The following is a 16,150-nucleotide window of genomic DNA, read 5'->3' on the forward strand; positions in this document are numbered from 1 at the left end:
GGCAAACCGGGGTCAGCCATCGTGCGCCGCCGTCACCGGAGGGCCCGCGGGCCGCGACGCGCCGCGGCGGGTGGGACGCCGGGTGGGCGGGGTCACCGCTGGCACGTCCGACTCGTTGCCGACGAGCTCACCTGCCGGGTCGCCCTGCCCGGCTCCCTGGTCGGCTCCCTGGTCGGCGCTGTGTTCGACGCCGTGTTCGGCGGCACGGTCGGCGCCGTGGTCGGCGGCATGGTCGGCGCCGTGGTCGGCGGCACGGTCGGCGCCGTGCGGGCGGCCGTTGGCCTGCTCGGGCCTGCCGTTGGACTCGTCGGTGCCGGTGAACCCCGTCCCAGCGGGGCCGGTGTCGGCCGGGGTCGCCGGATCGATGACCGTGGACGCGCTCGGCTCGCCCGCGGGTGTCGTGGTCGCGTTGACGGTGACCCCCGCGTGGGCGGCGGTGACGCTCGGCTGGCCGGCACTGCGGCGCGAACGGCGACGGGCACGGGTCGGTGGCTGCTCGGCCACGGGGGCCGGGGACGAGCCCGAGAGGTCGGCGCCGGAGCCAGCACCCGTGTCGGGTCCGGTGCCGGTGAGAGCGCCGGAGCCGGTGGCAGGCGTGCCGGGTGAAGCCGTTCCGATGGCCGAGGCGGTCCCGGTGCTCCGGTCCACCCCGCTGGCTGGTGCGCCACCCGGTTCGGCGTTCGCGTCGACGGGTGCGTCGGTGCCGGTGTCGGTGCCGGCGGTTGGTTCGGCGACGGGCGCCGAACCGGAGGTGGAGGCATCCGACTCGACGGAGGTACCGGCCCGAGTGCCGGTGCTCGGGGACCCGGACCGAACGTCGCCACCAGCGGATGCGGAGCCGGTGGGCTCCGTTTCGGCCGGACGGGACCGGGTGTCGGGCGAAGCGCCGCGGTCAGAACCTTCTGGGGTGGTCACCGGCGAGCCGGAGCCCCTGGCGGCCGGAGCGGCAGCAGTGTGGGAACCGGCGCCCGCGCGGGCCGTGTCGGAGCCTGTGCGGGAGGAGTCTGAGGTCGCCTGGTCCGCCGGTGATCCGCTCTCGGCGGGTTGGGCGTCGGTGCCGTTGGCCTTGGTGGTGGCGGCGGCGATGTCACGCACCGCCTTCGCGGCCTCCTTGGCGGCGGCGTCCTTGGCCGCCGCTTCCTTGGCGGCTTCCTTGGCCGACTCCTTGTCCTTGCTCGTCTCCTTGCCCGTGTCCTTGCCGCCACCGCCGTCATCGCCTCGGGAGCGGGAGCGGCGGTTGCCGTGCTGGTGGCCAGAGTGGCCGTTGGTGGCCTTGCCGGCCGGCTCGGTGGTGACCAGGACGCCCCGGCCCTTGCAGTGCTCGCACGTGGTGCCGAACGCCTCCAGGAGGCCCGTGCCGACACGCTTGCGGGTCATCTGCACCAGCCCGAGCGACGTGACCTCGGCCACCTGGTGCCTGGTGCGGTCCCGGCCCAGACACTCGGTCAGGCGGCGGAGCACCAGGTCCCGGTTCGACTCCAGCACCATGTCGATGAAGTCGATCACGATGATGCCGCCGATGTCGCGCAGCCTCAGCTGGCGCACGATCTCCTCCGCCGACTCCAGGTTGTTCCTGGTGACCGTCTCCTCCAGGTTTCCACCCGATCCGGTGAACTTGCCGGTGTTCACGTCGATGACGGTCATCGCCTCGGTGCGGTCGATGACCAGGTAGCCGCCGGAGGGCAGCCAGACCTTCCGGTCCAGGGCCTTGAGCAGCTGCTCCTCGATCCGGTATTCGGCGAACACGTCGGTCTTCGCCACGTGCTTGCGCACCCGCTCGGCGAGCTCCGGCGCCACGTGGCTGACGTACGCGTCGACGGTCTCCCACGCCGTGTCGCCCTGCACCACCAGCGCGGAGAAGTCCTCGGTGAACAGGTCACGCACGACCTTCACCAGGAGATCCGGCTCCTCGTAGACGAGCGCGGGGGCGTTGACCTTCTTGACCCCGTTGCCACCCTTGGTCTTCTCCTGGATGACCTGCCACTGCGCCTGCAGCCGCCGCACGTCCCGGCCAAGTTCGTCCTCGCTGATGCCCTCCGACGCGGTGCGGATGATCACCCCGGCGTCCTCCGGCACCACCCGCTTGAGCACGTCCTTGAGCCGCCGGCGCTCGTTCTCCGGGAGCTTGCGCGAGATCCCCGTCGCGCCGCCGCCCGGCACGTAGACCAGGAACCGGCCGGGCAGGGAGATCTGGGTGGTCAGCCGGGCGCCCTTGTGCCCCACCGGGTCCTTGGTGACCTGCACCAGCACGCTGTCCCCGGTCGACAGCGCCTGCTCGATCTTGCGTGCCTTGCCCTCGAGCCCGGCCGCGTCCCAGTCGACCTCGCCCGCGTACAGCACGGCGTTGCGACCGCGCCCGATGTCGACGAACGCCGCCTCCATCGACGGCAGCACGTTCTGCACCCGCCCCAGGTACACGTTGCCGACCAGCGAACCGGTGCCGGCCGAGGTCACGAAGTGCTCGACCAGCACCCCGTCCTCCAGCACGCCGATCTGCACCCGGTCGCCGCGCTCGCGGACCACCATCGCGCGGTCGACCGACTCGCGCCTGGCCAGGAACTCCGCCTCGGACAGGATCGGCGCCCGCCTGCGACCGGCCTCCCGGCCGTCGCGGCGGCGCTGGCGCTTGGCCTCCAGCCTGGTCGAGCCGCGCACGCTGCGCACCTCGTCGCGGCCGTCGGACTCGCCCTTGTCCTTGTCCTTGTCCTTGTCGTCACGTGCCTCGCGGACGTGCACGACCGTGTTCGGCGGATCGTCTTCGGTGGGGCCGCCGTCGTCGTCCGTGCCGCCCTTGCGGCGCCTGCGCCGGCGGCGACGGCGGCTCGCGGCGTCGCTCTCCTCGGCCTCCGGCTGCTCGTCCTCGGTCGACTCGGCCTCCGGGTCGTCCGAGGACGAGGAGGAAGTGGAAGCGGAAGCGGACGAAGCGGACTTGCCGGACTTGCGGCGCTTGCCCTCGACCTTCTCCTGCTTCTCGGCCGGCTTGGCCTGCTCCTCGTCGGTCGACTCGTCGCCGTTCTCGTCCTGGCCGCCCTTGCCTCGGCCCCTGCCCCGGCGGCCGCGGCGGCGGCGCGGACGGGAGTCGTCGGAATCGTCGTCGGTGCCGTCGTCGGCACCGTCGGCGCCCTCGGTCTGGTCGGTGGTGTCGGCCTCGTCCTCGTCGCGGGGCTCGGGCTTGCGGACCGGCGGGGCGGCCTTCGGCTCCGGCGGCAGGAACAGCGGCGACGCCGACGCGAACACCGGGGTCGGTGGCACGCGCCGAGTGGTTTCCTGCGCCGGCTCCTCGGCCGGTTCCTCGGCGGGAGCCGGGGCGGGCTCCGGCTCCGGCTGCTCGGTGAGGCCGAACGACTCGGCGACCCGCAGCGCGGTCTCCCGGTCGATGCTCGACTGCACGCTGCGGCCGTCGGCGCCGAGGTCGGTGACCGCGGTCAGCACCTCGCGGCTGCTGCGGCCGAGCAGCTTGGCCAGCGCGTGGATCCGGATCCGCGGCGGCAGGTCCGCGAGCACGGCGGTGATGGATGTGGCGTTGTCCCCGCCGGGGTTTCCGGCAGGTGTCGTCGTATCCGACATGTAGCTCCTTCGCCCCCGGGCGCGTCCGTGAGGCGTCGGTGCCAGAACACCGGCGCTCTACGGACGCGGCCGCACAGGGACCTCGTCGTCGGCCTCACCGTGCTCCAACGGTGAGGCGTTGGTCAGTTCCGCCGCGGGGCGGCGGGAATCCTCGCCTCTCGCCGTGGGGCCGCCGAGCGTGCTCGCCGGCCGGTCACGGCAGGTCAGTCAACGACGTGCGGCCGAAGGCCCTGTCTGGGGCCAACGGGTCGGCCAGGGCTCCCGCGTCGTCGAGCCGGCCCTGGGCCATCCGGGTCGCCTTCGCGGGCACCGGCGGTTCCAGGTCAGCGACGACACGAAGCGCGCTCAACACGTCGTCCGGTCGAACGGCAGGCGTTGTCTGCCGGACGACCACTTCGAGTATCCCACACGTCACGCCACCGGGGGGCGGGCCGGACACGACTGTGGCGCTGACCATGGCCGCGCGGGCGTCGATCGTGCGCATACCGTGCTTGGTCAGGCGCTCGACCTCGACGACCGGCTGGGCCATCGTCCTGGCCACCGCGTCGCGCAGCGTGTCCGGAGTCACACCTTCGAGCTCGATCCGCCAGCGACTCGCCTCCACCCGGTCGGCGAGGCCGCCACCGTCCGCGACCACCGCCTCCAGCACGTCCAGCCCGGGCGGCGTGGCGCGGTCCAGCATGGCCACCAGCTCGTCCGGCTCCACCGGTTCGACCAGCTGGATCTCGACGTACTCCGCCTCACTGGCGACTCCGGTCGGCGCGGCGCCGATCCAGGAGATCTTCGGATGCGGGTTGAACCCCTGCGAGTACGCCATGGGCACGTGGGCCCGGCGCAACGCCCGCTCGAAGGCGCGGGCGATGTCCCGGTGTGAGGTGAAGCGCAGCCGGCCACGCTTGGCGTAGCGCAACCGCAGCTTCCGCACCGCTGGGGCCGATGGGTTGGGACGGTCCTGCCTGCTCAGCGTTACTCCTTCTGGTGGGATCCGGCTACTCCGGTGGTGCTCACGCGCGCACGGTGGCACGGTACCCCCAGGCCGAATCCGGCCGCCGAGCTTGTCTGGTCGTGACACCTGTGGTTACCGTCCGGACATTGGACAGCCGGTGTCCCCGAGCCGGCCGCCCCAACGACTGGAGGTCCCCGTGCCTCTGCTGCGCCGCCTGCCGGTGGCAGCGGTCAGCGCCATGATGCTCGCGACCAACCTGGTCACCACCGGGATGGCCGCGACAGCGCAACCACTCGACGAGCGCCCGGCCTGTTCGGACTCCCGTCCCGAGTTGCGCTATCTGGTGCTGTTCGACGACGGGACGACCCGGCCCGCGGCGTCCGCGGAGGTCGACGCGGCGTGTGGCCGGCTGACCGGGTACTACCCGCAGATCGCGGTCGCGGTCGCCACCTCCGCCGACCCCCGGTTCGACGAGCGGCTCGGCACCGACCGGGCGTTCAGCGCGCAGCGGGTGGTGGAGTCGCAGCAGGGCCCGGACCAGCACGACGACGGGGCCGAGTCCACCAAGTCGTTGGTCACCGCGAAGCCGGAGGCCGTGTCGACGGTGGACCGCACCGGCGAACAGTGGGACATGACGCTCATCGGCGCGGACCGGGCGCGGCGGATCGACCAGGGCAGCAGGGACGTCGTGGTCGGCGTACTGGACTCCGGGGTCGACCCGAACCATCCGGACCTGCGGAACGCGCTGGCGCCGTCGCTGTCCGCGGGCTGCCTGTCCGGGGTGGCCGACACGTCCCGCGCGGCCTGGGTGCCGACAGTGTCACCGCACGGCACGCACGTGGCGGGCACGATCGCGGCCGCGGACGACGGCCGGGGCACCGCCGGGGTCGCGCCCGGCGTGCGGGTCGCCTCGGTGAAGGTCGTCGACGACGAGGGGTTCATCTTCCCTGAGTACGCGGTGTGCGGGCTGATGTGGGCCAGCGCGAACAAGATGGCGGTGACCAACAACAGCTACTTCGTCGACCCGTGGCTGATGACCTGCAACCGGGACAGCGAGCACGTCGTGTTCGAGGCGGTCCGCCGGGCGGTGGACCACGCCACCCGGGAGGGCGTGCTGACCGTGGCCGCGGCCACCAACGAGGGCGTCGACCTCGCCGACCCCGAGGGCCGCACGGACGAGTCCCGCACGCTGGACGCGAGCTGCAAGGTGCTGCCGGCCGGGCTGCGGGGCGTGGTCGCGGTGTCGGCGGTCGGCGAGGACGAGCTGAAGTCCGGCTACAGCTCCTACGGGCTCGGCGTGATCGACGTGGCGGCCCCCGGCGGGGAGCCGAAGGACGTGGTGCCGTCCGACTCGGAGACGGCCACCGAGCGCGAGGACGGCTGCGTGCTGTCGACGGTCCCGGACGGGTACGACCGGCTGTGCGGAACGTCGATGGCGGCCCCGCACGTGAGCGGGGTGGCGGCGCTGCTGGCCGGGGAGCACCCGGAGGCGTCCCCGAAGGCGCTGACCCGGATGCTGACCGAACAGGCCGACGAGGTGGCCTGCCCGGCCGACTACGACCTGGACGGAACCGGGGCGCAGGACGCCTACTGCGAGGGGTACGAGCAGTACAACGGGTTCTACGGGCACGGGGTGGTCGACGCCGAGGCCGCGCTGACCTCGGACGCCGGGGTCTCGCCGGAGCCCGAGGTCTCGGGCTCCGGCGACCAGGACTCCGGTGCGGGCGCCGGCTCAGACCGGGGTGAGCGGTAGGAGCTTGCGGCCGGTGGGCCCGATCTCGATGTCGGTGCCCATGGCGGGGCAGACGCCGCAGTCGAAGCACGGGGTCCAGCGGCAGTCCTCCAGCTCCCGCTCGTCGAGGGCGTCCTGCCAGTCGTCCCAGAGCCAGGTCTTGTCCAGGCCGGAGTCCAGGTGGTCCCAGGGCAGGACCTCCTCCTCGGTGCGCTCCCGCGTGGTGAACCAGGCGAGGCTGACACCGAGGGGCTCCAGCTCGGCGGCCGCGGCGCCGGTCCAGCGCTCGTAGGAGAAGTGCTCGCTCCAGCCGTCGAACCGGCCGCCCTCGCGCCACACGCGCTCGATGACCCGGCCGACGCGGCGGTCGCCCCGGGACAGCAGGCCCTCGATCAGGCTGGGCTTGCCGTCGTGGTAGCGCATGCCGATGTTGCGGCCGACGCTCCGGTCGGAGTTGACCGCCTCGCGGAGCTTGCGCAGCCGGTCGTCGACGGTGTCCGGGTCGCACTGGGCGGCCCACTGGAACGGGGTGTGCGGCTTGGGCACGAACCCGCCGATGGAGACCGTGCAGCGGATGTCCTTGCGGCCGCTGGCCTCCCGGCCGGCGCGGATGACCTCCTTGGCCATCGCGGCGATCTGCAGGACGTCGTCGTCGGTCTCGGTGGGCAGGCCGCACATGAAGTACAGCTTGACCTGGCGCCAGCCGTTGGCGTAGGCGGCGCTGACCGTGCGGATCAGGTCCTCCTCGGACACCATCTTGTTGATCACGCGCCGGATCCGCTCGCTGCCGCCCTCCGGGGCGAAGGTGAGGCCGGAGCGGCGGCCGTTGCGGGACAGCTCGTTGGCCAGGTCGATGTTGAACGCGTCCACCCGGGTGGACGGCAGCGACAGGCCGGTGTTGGTGCCCTCGTAGCGGTCGGCGAGGCCCTTGGTGACCTCGGCGATCTCGGAGTGGTCCGCGCTGGACAGCGACAGCAGGCCGACCTCTTCGAAGCCACTGGCGTCGAGGCCGCGCCGGACCATCTCGCCGATTCCCTCGATCGAGCGTTCGCGCACCGGACGGGTGATCATGCCGGCCTGGCAGAACCGGCAGCCGCGGGTGCAGCCGCGGAAGATCTCGACGCTCATCCGCTCGTGCACGCTCTCCGCGAGCGGGACCAGCGGCTGCTTCGGGTAGGGCCAGGCGTCGAGGTCCATGGTGGTGCGCTTGGCGACCCGCTCGGGGATCCGGTCGCGGTTGGGCGTGACGTGCGCGAGGCCGCCGTCGTCGAGGTAGCCGACGTCGTAGAAGCGGGGCACGTAGACGCTGCCGGTCTCGGCGAGGCGGGTGAGGATCTCGTCGCGGCCACCCGGGCGGCCCTCGTCCTTCCAGGCGCGGACCAGGTCGGTGATCTCCAGCACGGCCTCCTCGCCGTCACCGAGGACGGCGGCGTCGAGGAAGTCGGCGATCGGCTCCGGGTTGAACGCGGCGTGACCACCAGCGACCACGATCGGGTGATCGTCGGTGCGGTCGGCGGCGTGCAGCGGGATGCCGGCGAGGTCGAGCGCGTTCAGCAGGTTCGTGTAGCCCAGCTCGGTGGCGAAGCTGACGCCGAGCAGGTCGAACGCGCCGACCGGGCGGTGCCCGTCGACGGTGAACTGGGGGACGTCGTGCTCGCGCATCAGCGCCTCGAGGTCCGGCCAGACCGCGTAGGTGCGCTCGGCGAGGACGTCGGGGCGCTCGTTGAGCACCTCGTAGAGGATCATGACGCCCTGGTTGGGCAGCCCGACCTCGTACGCGTCGGGGTACATCAGCGCCCAGCGGACGGTCGTGGCGTCCCAGTCCTTGACGGTCGAGTTGAGCTCCCCGCCTACGTACTGGACCGGCTTGGACACCCTCGGCAACAACGGCTCGAGCCTGGGAAAGACGGACTCCATAATGTCGTCGAGCCTAACCCGCCCGGGTGGCCGGGGCTGGTGCGGTGGCGGGGCAGCGCGCGGAGCAGGGGACCGATCCGGGTCACGCGGCGCGCCGCACCGCCTCCTCGGCGGCGATCTCGGCCAGCAGGTCGCTCCACACCAGGCCGCGCGCCAACTGCGGCGCCCCCTCCGGCCGCTCGCTGAACAGCACCCCGGTCTCGTCGTCGGCCACCGGCCACACCGGTCGACGGACGTCTCGCGGCCGGTTGGGGTCCGGGTGGTTCGTCATCTGCCCCTCCCACGGGTGATCGGTTCTGGCTCCCCAGACTGGCACCCGTCGCGCGACAAATCTTCTCCCGAAATGCGTAGCCGGAAAACACCGCCCGCAATTCTTCCAAAATGCCCGACCTACCCGAAGAGAGCACGAATTCACGCGGGCAGGCCGGTCCGCGGCCCGTAACATCGCACTCGCCAGTACCGGCTACGGGCTTTTACAGCTTCCCAGCCTTGAACATATTTTGGAGACGCCAATGGAAAAGCGCTGCCCCGTCGCACTGGATCCCACCGGCCGCGACATCCACGCCGAGGCCAGCGAGCTGCGCAAGCTCGGTCCGGCTACCCAGGTGTTGCTGCCCGGCAACGTCGTGGCCTGGTCGGTCAACAGTCACGACGTGATCAAACAGCTGCTCACCGACCCCCGCGTCACCAAGAGCGCCCGCAACCACTGGCCTGCGTTCATCAACGGTGAGATCCCACCGAACTGGGAGATGATCAGCTGGGTCGCCATGGACAACATGGTGACCGCGTACGGCAAGGACCACGTCCGGTTGCGCCGGCTGGTCGGCAAGGCCTTCACCCCGCGGCGCACCGAAGCGTTCCGCCCGCGCATCGAGCGGCTGACCGAGGAGCTGCTCGACGGACTGTCCACCGCGGGCCCGGACGAGGTCGTCGACCTGCGGGAGCGGTTCGCCTATCCGCTGCCAGCCATGCTGGTCGCCGACATGATCGGCATGTCCGAGCCGGCCAGGGCGGCGACGGCCAAGGTCATCGACATGATGGTCGACACGACGGTCACCCCGGAACAGGCCCAGCAGGTCCTGGCCGGCTGGCGCGGCGCGATGGGCGAGCTGATCGCGGACAAGCGCCGCGAACCGGGCGAGGACATCACCAGCGACCTGATCGCCGCGCGGGACGAGGACGGCTCGCGGCTGAGCGAGAACGAGCTGACCGACACGATCTTCGCGATCCTCGGCGCCGGCTCGGAGACGACGATCAACTTCTTCGACAACGCGATCACCGCGCTGCTGTCCGACCCGACCCAGCGAGAGCTCGTGCTGTCCGGCGTCGCGAGCTGGGACGACGTGATCGACGAGACACTGCGCGTCGAGTCACCGCTCGCCCACCTGCCGCTGCGCTACGCGGTGACCGACATCGAACTCGACGGGGTGACGATTCCCCAGGGTGACCCGATCCTGGTCAACTACAGCGCGGTCGGCCGCGACCCGGCCCGCCACGGCGACACCGCGTGCACCTTCGACCTGACCCGCGAGGACAAGGGGCACCTGTCCTTCGGCGTCGGGCCGCACTTCTGCCTCGGGGCCGGCATCGCCCGGCTCGTCGCGAAGACCGGCCTGTCCCGGCTGTTCACCCGCTTCCCGAACATCGCGCTGGCCGTGGACCGCACGGAGTTGGTTCCGCTGCCGACATTCATCATGAACGGACACCGCAGCCTGCCGGTCCGGCCGGGCGCCGCCGCCACCGCCAAGGCGGCCTGACCATGACCGAGGTAGTTCCTGACGCGGCCGAGATCGGCCGGCATTACGACAAGTCATCACCTGTCGGTGACGAGTTTCGCGACGGCCAGCTGCACATGTGGTACTACTACGATCGCGATGACGAGGCCGCGCCGGAAGTGGCGACCAACCGCATAACCCGCAAGGTCGTCGAGGCACTCGGTCTACGGGCCGGAGAGAAGGTGCTGGACGCCGGCTGCGGACCCGGTACTCCGGCGCTGTACGTCGCCGAGAACTTCGGCGCCGACGTCACCGGAATCACCGTCAGCAATGTCGAGGTCGAGCGGGCGACACGACGTGCGGAAGCGCGTGGCACCGCGGACCTGACCCGTTTCCAGTACGGCGACTTCATGGCGCTGGACTTCCCGGACCGCGCGTTCGACGCGGTGCTCGCCATCGAGTCGCTGCAGAACGCTCCCGACCTCGCACAGGTCCTTCGGGAGCTGTTCCGCGTCCTGCGACCGGGCGGCCGGATAGCCTTCTCCGACTTCAGCCTCGAGGAGCCGGACGAGCAGGGTCGAGTCGCGGCCTTCATGTCCGCGCTCCGACTGCACACCCTGCCGACCACCAGCGAATGGTTGGGACACCTCCGCGCCGCGGGCTTCGAGATCGAGGAGTACACCCAGTGCGGGCCGCGCACGTACGGCAGGAACGGGAACTACACGATGGCCGCGATGGCCAAATGGGAAGAAGTCGCCAACAAGGTCGGCGAGACGACGGTCACCGAGTTCTCGCAGGTGCACAACGGGTTCTTCAAGCCGCGCCGGAACCAGATCGGCTACGTGATCGCCGCGGCCCGCCGGCCGTACCGTTGACCAGGAACCACCGCACGTCGAACGGGCCAGATCAGCGGCACAGCCACTGATCTGGCCCGTTCGGCGAGCCCACGAGTCATGCCGCCTTCTTGTCGACCTTCGCGTCGGCGAAGAAGTCGATCAGCACCGGGGCCAGGGCAGCCGCCTTCACGATGTGGTTCTGTCCCGGGAGCATGTGCAGACGCGCGTTCGGCAACACCGTCGCGACGGACTCGACCGAGTTCTTCATCCACAGCGGGCTCTTGGTACCGCCGACGACCAGCGTCGGCGCCGCCACGTCCCACCGGCCAGGAGCCAGCGGCCGGCCGGACTGGCCGTCGCCGAGCACCGCGGTCTCGTACTGCACGGTGTGCGCGAGGCCCTTGAGCGCCTTCCACACCGGCATCAACCGCATCATGAACACGCCGAACGCCGGCACGCCCGCGGCCTTGGTCATGAACAGCTTCACCAGCGCGCCCCGGTCGTCCGCGGCCGTCAGCGCGGCGACCTGCTCCGCGTAGTCGGCCGAGAGCGGCGCACGGTTGTCGTCGACGACGAACGGCGGTTCGAACACCGCCAGCCTCGTCACCGGCAGTCCGGCCGCGGCCGCCTCGATCGCCAGCACCGCGCCGGAGGAGATGCCGTACAGGAACGCCGACCCGCCGGCGGCCTCGATGACCGCCCGCACGTCCTCGATCTCCCGCTGCACCGCATAGGGCTGGGTGTCGCCGCTGTCGCCTCGACCACGGCGGTCATAGGTGTAGACGGTGAAGTGCGGGGCGAGCAGCGGCACCAGCGACTCGTTCGGACCGAAGCTACGGTGCCCGAACGCGCCGTCGACGAGGACGATGGCCGGGCCGGAGCCGGTACGGGAATAAGCGATGGGAGTTCCGTCTGCGGAGATTGCCTTTTCCATGTCAGTTCTTTCTGTCGGTCGGTCAGAGCGTATCGAGTCGGGGGTAATCGGTGGATGGCGTTCCTCCTTCCGGCCGATCATCGCGCCAAGGGTCCAGCACGATGCCGTCCGCGTCATCTCCCAACGTGCGCTATACGGTGTGCGGTACCACCGGCGCGGTCGGGATGACGAACAACTCGGTGAACCTGGCCAGCAGTGCGGAGTCGCCCCGCACCCGCACGAGCCCGCTCGCCAGGGCCTCTTCCGCCGTGATCTCCCCGGCGTACATCGGCTTGATGTTGCCGAGCGCCTCGATCACCAGGTCCGCGTCCGGACAGGGGCCCTCGGCGACCGTCAGCTCGCCGTCGTCGACGATCGCGTGCACGACCGTCGCACCGAAGTGGATCTCGTAGGTCACCCGCAGCCAGTGCGCCGCCTCCTGGCGGAACATCGTGTACAGCGACAGGATCGCGATGTCGAGCGAGAACGTGTCTCCCTCGGCCGGCTCGCCGAGCGACCGGGCCCCCCACAGCCCGAACCGCACCACGATCTCGTCGAGCTCCTTGCCGTACTCGGTCAGCTCGTAGACCTCGCCGGCGGTGTCCTCACCGGCGAGGCCCCGCGCCGGCCGCACGACGCCGCCGGTCGCCAGCTCACGCAAGCGCGCCGACAAGGTCTCCGCCGGCACGCGTGGCAGTGTCCGGTGCAGCTGGTCGACACTTTTCGGCCCGAGCAACAGGTCACGCACGACGAGCATGGCCCACGGCTCGCCGACGAGTTCCATCGCGCGGGCGAGACCACAGAACTGCCCGTACCTCATGGGGGTAACCATCGTCGCTCCTCGCTTCCACGTCCGAACGGTTCCAGCGTGGCAAGGGGTGGATGGTTCGTCTTCTCCATCCATGCCTGGTATCCGCGGGATCACTCACCGGGTCAACGCTGGCTCACGACCGGCGTGCTCGGACCCGGAGACGTCCTTCTTGCGCGCCAACTCGCTCGGCCACCACATCCACCGGCCGAGATCCAGGCTCAATCCGGTCACCAGGATCGACCGCACGACGAACGTGTCGATCAGCACGCCGAGTGCCACCGCGAAGCCGAGTTCGGCGAAGAACACCAGCGGCATGGACGCGAGCGCGGCGAACGTGCCGGCCATCACCAGACCGGCCGAGGTGATCACCCGGCCGGTGGTGGCGAGGCCGGTGAGCGCCCCGGACGTCGGCCCGCCGAGCTGGGTCTCCTCGCGCACCCGGTGCATCAGGAAGATGTTGTAGTCGATCCCGAGCGCGACCAGCCAGATGAAGGCCAGCAGCGGGAACGACGAGTCGACACCGGCGAAGCCGAACACGTTCTCGAACACCACCGCGCTGATGCCGAGCGCCGCGCCGAAGGACAACACCACGGTCGCCACGAGCACCAGCGGCGCCACGATCGCCCGCAGCAGGAACCCGAGCACGAGCAGCACCACGACGAGCACCAGTGGGATGATCAGCCGGTTGTCGTGCTGGTTCGCGTTGGTGAGATCGATCTGGGTCGCGGTGTACCCGCCGACCCTGGCGTCCGCGCCCTCGATCGAGTCCAGCTCGGCGCGCAGCGTCTCCACCGCGGCCTTCGCACTGTCGCTGTCCGGGTGCTCGGTGAGCGAGCCCGTCAACTGGACCAGTCCGTCGGCCACCACCGGGTCCGAGACCTCGGCGATGCCCTCCGTGCCGGTCAGCGTCTGCTCGACCCGCGCGGCGCTCGCCTCGTCGGCGACCACCACGACCGGCTGGCCGTTGCCGCCGTCGAAGTGCCGGCCGAGTACCTCCTGGCCGACGATCGAGTCCGGCTTGCCGACGAACCCGTCCGCGGCGGAGAGACCGCCGGCGTTCAGCGAGGTCACACCGATCGTCAGCACCGCGAGCACGCCGGCGGTGCCGATCCAGACCGTGCGGGGCCGCCGAGCGATGCTGGCGCCGAGGCGCGCCCAGCGGTTGTTGGCCGCCGCCTCTGGCACGCCGATCTTGGGCTTCTTGGGCCAGAACACCCACCGCCCGACGATCACCAGCAGCGCGGGCAGCAGGGTCAGCATCGCGAGGAGTCCGACGGCGATGCCGATCGCGACCACCGGACCGAGGCTCGCGGTGGAGCTCATGTCCGCGAACGTCAGGCACAACATGGCGATCACGACGGTCGCGGCGCTCGCGACGATGGCGGGGGTCGCCCGACGCAGCGCGACACCCATCGCCACGTGTCGGTCGGCGGTGCGGGTCAACTCCTCGCGGTACCGGGCGATCAGCAGGAGCGCGTAGTCGGTTCCGGCACCGAGCACCAGCACCATGAGGATGGACGCGCCCTGGCCGGTGACCGTCAGTCCGTCGCCCCGGGCCAGGCCGTAGATGACCGCCTGCGCGATCGTCAGCGCCGCGCCGGCGGACAGCACCGGCAGCAGCCACAGCACCGGGCTGCGGTAGGCGAACAGCAAGATCCCCACGATGATCAGAACGGTGATGAACATCAGCGAGAAGTCCGCGCCCTCGAACACGGAGGACTGATCGGCCGAGATGCCAACGGGGCCGGTGATGTGCGTGGCGAGCCCGTCGCCGCCCTCACCGACGATCCCGCGCATCTCGTCCACGCGGGTGGCCGTCTTCGCCCAGCCGTCGTCGCCCATCTCGACCGGCACCACGAGCTGAAGTGCTTCGCCGTCCTCGGCCGGGATCGGCCCGACGACCTCGCCGGTCACGCCGTCGACGCCGGCCAACCGGTCCGCGAACGCGGCGACCGTGGCCTCGTCCGCCGAGGTGATCCCGGCCGACCGCTCGAACACGATGATCGCGGGCGCGGTCTCGGTCGTCTGGAACCTCTCCTGCAGCTCGTACACCTGCGTGGACTCCGCGTCGGAAGGCAGCCACTCCGCGGTGTCGTTCTTCTGCACGCCGGTGAGCTTTCCGGCCAGTGGACCAGCCAGCATCAACAGGACCAGCCACGCCCCGACCACGACCCACTTGGTCCATCGTCCACAGACGAGCCGACCTATTCCCGTTACCCGTTCCATAGAGATCTCCTGGCTCAGCAATAGCGCAAATTCGACTCGACGTCGCCCACATACTCCCAGCGACCGGACGGCCACACTTCTCCTGAGGTGCGGCATCCACCACGGGAACAGGCGGCGTCAGCACCTTGGGAGATGCCTGGGGCTACACCCGCGTAAACACTGATCGAGAACTTGAGCCCGAGGAAGGAACGCACATGACGGCTCTCTCGACCAACAATGCCCGTGCTGAGCGGTCCAACAAAGAACGGATCCCTGTTTTCGACGGGATACGCGGGCTAAGCGCGTCTCTGGTGATCGTGGCTCACGTCGCGTTCGCGACAATTGTCCTGTCGTCGGCGGCGGGACCACCGAGAGAAGGATTCTGGTCCATCATCGCCGCGGGGAACGACCTCGCGATCGGTCCGTTCTTCGTCATGTCGGGGCTCTTCCTGTACCGGCCGTTCGTGCGGTACACGATGGCCGGCGACAAGTACCCGCACCTCGGCAAGTTCTTCGCCCGCCGCGCCGCCCGGCTGTTACCGGCGGTCTGGCTGCTGGCGGCGGTGAGCCTCGTCGCGCTGAACTGGTCGAGCATCCAGGGCTTCTGGTACGTGGTGCGGCCGTTCCTGCTGATGCAGGTCTACGACTACACCTACTACGCCGGCATGGACGTGGCCTGGACCGTGCCGACCGAGGCGCAGTTCTACCTCGCACTGCCGCTGCTCGCGTGGATCGGTCACCTGTTCGCCAAAGGCGCTGACACGCCCAGGAAGAAGGCCCGCAGGATGATCGCGCCGCTCCTGGCGCTGATCCCGATCCAGCTCGCCTGGGTGGCCTATGTGCACATCGCCTTCGACCCGTGGCCGCCGCAGTACTTCTACCCGCTGGGCATGACCGGCGTGCTGACGATCGGCATGGCGTTCGCCGTGTGGAACGTGCTCGCCGAGCTGTCGCCGCAGGACACGCCCCGCTCGTTCGGTTTCGCCCGCCGGCACCCGAACCTGCTCTGGGCCGGCCTGCTCGTGGTCTTCGCGATCAACTGCCTCAAGCCGTTCGCCACCCCGGGCACCGCCGACTGGGTCTCCGCCGAGGCGGCGGTCACCCACTCGATCCTGTTCCTGCTGTTCTCCTACCTCGTGATGCTGCCGCTGGTCGTTCCGGGCGCGGCCTCCAAGTTGATGAAGGTCGTGCTGGCCAACCCGGTCTCGCGATACCTCGGACGCATCTCCTACGGCCTCTACCTGTGGCACTTCCCGGTCATGTACGTGGTGTTCGGCAGCGGCTCCCTGTTCGAGGAGACCTACCTGCCGGTGCAGACGCTGCTCGGCAAGTTCGGGTTCTGGGAGCTGTTCGTCCTGACCTTCCTGGGCACCCTCGCCGTCGCCTCGGTCAGCTACTGGCTCGTCGAGCGCCCGATCGTCAACTGGGTCCAGCGGAAGACCGCCACCAGGAAGCGGGTCGACGACAACTTCATCCCGCCCAGCCAGCCCGCGCTCACCAGCGTATGA

The 16,150-nt window shown here is 70.5% G+C and carries 11 protein-coding genes; 4 read left to right on the forward strand and 7 right to left on the reverse strand.

All coding sequences use genetic code 11. The features are described 5' to 3' along the window. Positions 1-12 precede the first annotated feature (12 nt). Positions 13-3,567: an Rne/Rng family ribonuclease gene (locus tag JT362_RS27250; protein WP_446014139.1), complete on the reverse strand. Its 3,555-nt coding sequence runs from the start codon at positions 3,565-3,567 to the stop codon at positions 13-15. A 193-nt stretch (positions 3,568-3,760) separates the two neighbouring features. Continuing rightward, complete coding sequence (locus JT362_RS27255) at positions 3,761-4,492, reverse strand: TIGR03936 family radical SAM-associated protein (protein ID WP_260194650.1); 732 nt, start codon at positions 4,490-4,492, stop codon at positions 3,761-3,763. 217 nt (positions 4,493-4,709) lie between these two features. Here JT362_RS27255 and JT362_RS27260 point away from each other — a divergent pair, with 217 nt between their 5' ends. Next, complete coding sequence (locus JT362_RS27260) at positions 4,710-6,266, forward strand: S8 family peptidase (RefSeq protein WP_311202758.1); 1,557 nt, start codon at positions 4,710-4,712, stop codon at positions 6,264-6,266. On the opposite strand, the gene JT362_RS27265 is transcribed toward JT362_RS27260, so the two are convergent. Both JT362_RS27265 and JT362_RS27270 read right to left on the reverse strand, forming a co-directional pair. Beyond that, a complete protein-coding gene (locus JT362_RS27265; protein ID WP_260194651.1) occupies positions 6,246-8,162 on the reverse strand; it encodes a TIGR03960 family B12-binding radical SAM protein in 1,917 nt (638 codons plus the stop codon). The genes JT362_RS27260 and JT362_RS27265 overlap by 21 nt on opposite strands. Before the next feature lie 82 nt (positions 8,163-8,244). Further along, positions 8,245-8,433: a DUF6222 family protein gene (locus JT362_RS27270; protein WP_260194652.1), complete on the reverse strand. Its 189-nt coding sequence runs from the start codon at positions 8,431-8,433 to the stop codon at positions 8,245-8,247. Between the two features lie 241 nt (positions 8,434-8,674). Between JT362_RS27270 and JT362_RS27275 the strand changes: the two genes are divergently transcribed. Together JT362_RS27275 and JT362_RS27280 are read left to right on the forward strand one after the other, a co-directional pair. After that, a complete protein-coding gene (locus JT362_RS27275; protein WP_260194653.1) occupies positions 8,675-9,919 on the forward strand; it encodes a cytochrome P450 family protein in 1,245 nt (414 codons plus the stop codon). A 2-nt stretch (positions 9,920-9,921) separates the two neighbouring features. After that, positions 9,922-10,752: an SAM-dependent methyltransferase gene (locus JT362_RS27280; RefSeq protein ID WP_260194654.1), complete on the forward strand. Its 831-nt coding sequence runs from the start codon at positions 9,922-9,924 to the stop codon at positions 10,750-10,752. Between the two features lie 76 nt (positions 10,753-10,828). On the opposite strand, the gene JT362_RS27285 is transcribed toward JT362_RS27280, so the two are convergent. The 3 genes from JT362_RS27285 to JT362_RS27295 all read right to left on the reverse strand — a co-directional run bounded on the left by JT362_RS27285 (position 10,829) and on the right by JT362_RS27295 (position 14,606). Next, positions 10,829-11,647, reverse strand: a complete 819-nt coding sequence (locus JT362_RS27285; protein ID WP_260194656.1) for an alpha/beta fold hydrolase — start codon at positions 11,645-11,647, stop codon at positions 10,829-10,831. 130 nt (positions 11,648-11,777) lie between these two features. Continuing rightward, positions 11,778-12,458 (reverse strand): winged helix-turn-helix transcriptional regulator, encoded by a 681-nt coding sequence (locus JT362_RS27290; protein ID WP_260194657.1) that lies wholly within the window; start codon positions 12,456-12,458, stop codon positions 11,778-11,780. Positions 12,459-12,551: 93 nt separating this feature from the next. Then, positions 12,552-14,606 carry an MMPL family transporter gene (locus JT362_RS27295; RefSeq protein ID WP_260194658.1) on the reverse strand — a complete coding sequence of 685 codons (2,055 nt, stop codon included), beginning with the start codon at positions 14,604-14,606 and terminating at the stop codon, positions 12,552-12,554. 251 nt (positions 14,607-14,857) lie between these two features. Here JT362_RS27295 and JT362_RS27300 point away from each other — a divergent pair, with 251 nt between their 5' ends. Further along, on the forward strand, positions 14,858-16,150 hold the full coding sequence (locus JT362_RS27300; RefSeq protein WP_260194659.1) for an acyltransferase family protein: 1,293 nt from the start codon (positions 14,858-14,860) through the stop codon (positions 16,148-16,150).

This window comes from Actinophytocola gossypii, from assembly GCF_025165815.1.
GTDB classification, from domain to species: domain Bacteria; phylum Actinomycetota; class Actinomycetes; order Mycobacteriales; family Pseudonocardiaceae; genus Actinophytocola; species Actinophytocola gossypii.

Coding starts and splice junctions, on each gene's coding strand:
- JT362_RS27280 (WP_260194654.1), top strand. CDS start 9,922: ATGACCGAGGTAGTTCCTGACGCGGCCGAGATCGGCCGGCATTACGAC.
- JT362_RS27300 (WP_260194659.1), top strand. CDS start 14,858: ATGACGGCTCTCTCGACCAACAATGCCCGTGCTGAGCGGTCCAACAAA.
- JT362_RS27250 (WP_446014139.1), bottom strand. CDS start 3,567: ATGTCGGATACGACGACACCTGCCGGAAACCCCGGCGGGGACAACGCC.
- JT362_RS27285 (WP_260194656.1), bottom strand. CDS start 11,647: ATGGAAAAGGCAATCTCCGCAGACGGAACTCCCATCGCTTATTCCCGT.
- JT362_RS27270 (WP_260194652.1), bottom strand. CDS start 8,433: ATGACGAACCACCCGGACCCCAACCGGCCGCGAGACGTCCGTCGACCG.
- JT362_RS27265 (WP_260194651.1), bottom strand. CDS start 8,162: ATGGAGTCCGTCTTTCCCAGGCTCGAGCCGTTGTTGCCGAGGGTGTCC.
- JT362_RS27275 (WP_260194653.1), top strand. CDS start 8,675: ATGGAAAAGCGCTGCCCCGTCGCACTGGATCCCACCGGCCGCGACATC.
- JT362_RS27290 (WP_260194657.1), bottom strand. CDS start 12,458: ATGGTTACCCCCATGAGGTACGGGCAGTTCTGTGGTCTCGCCCGCGCG.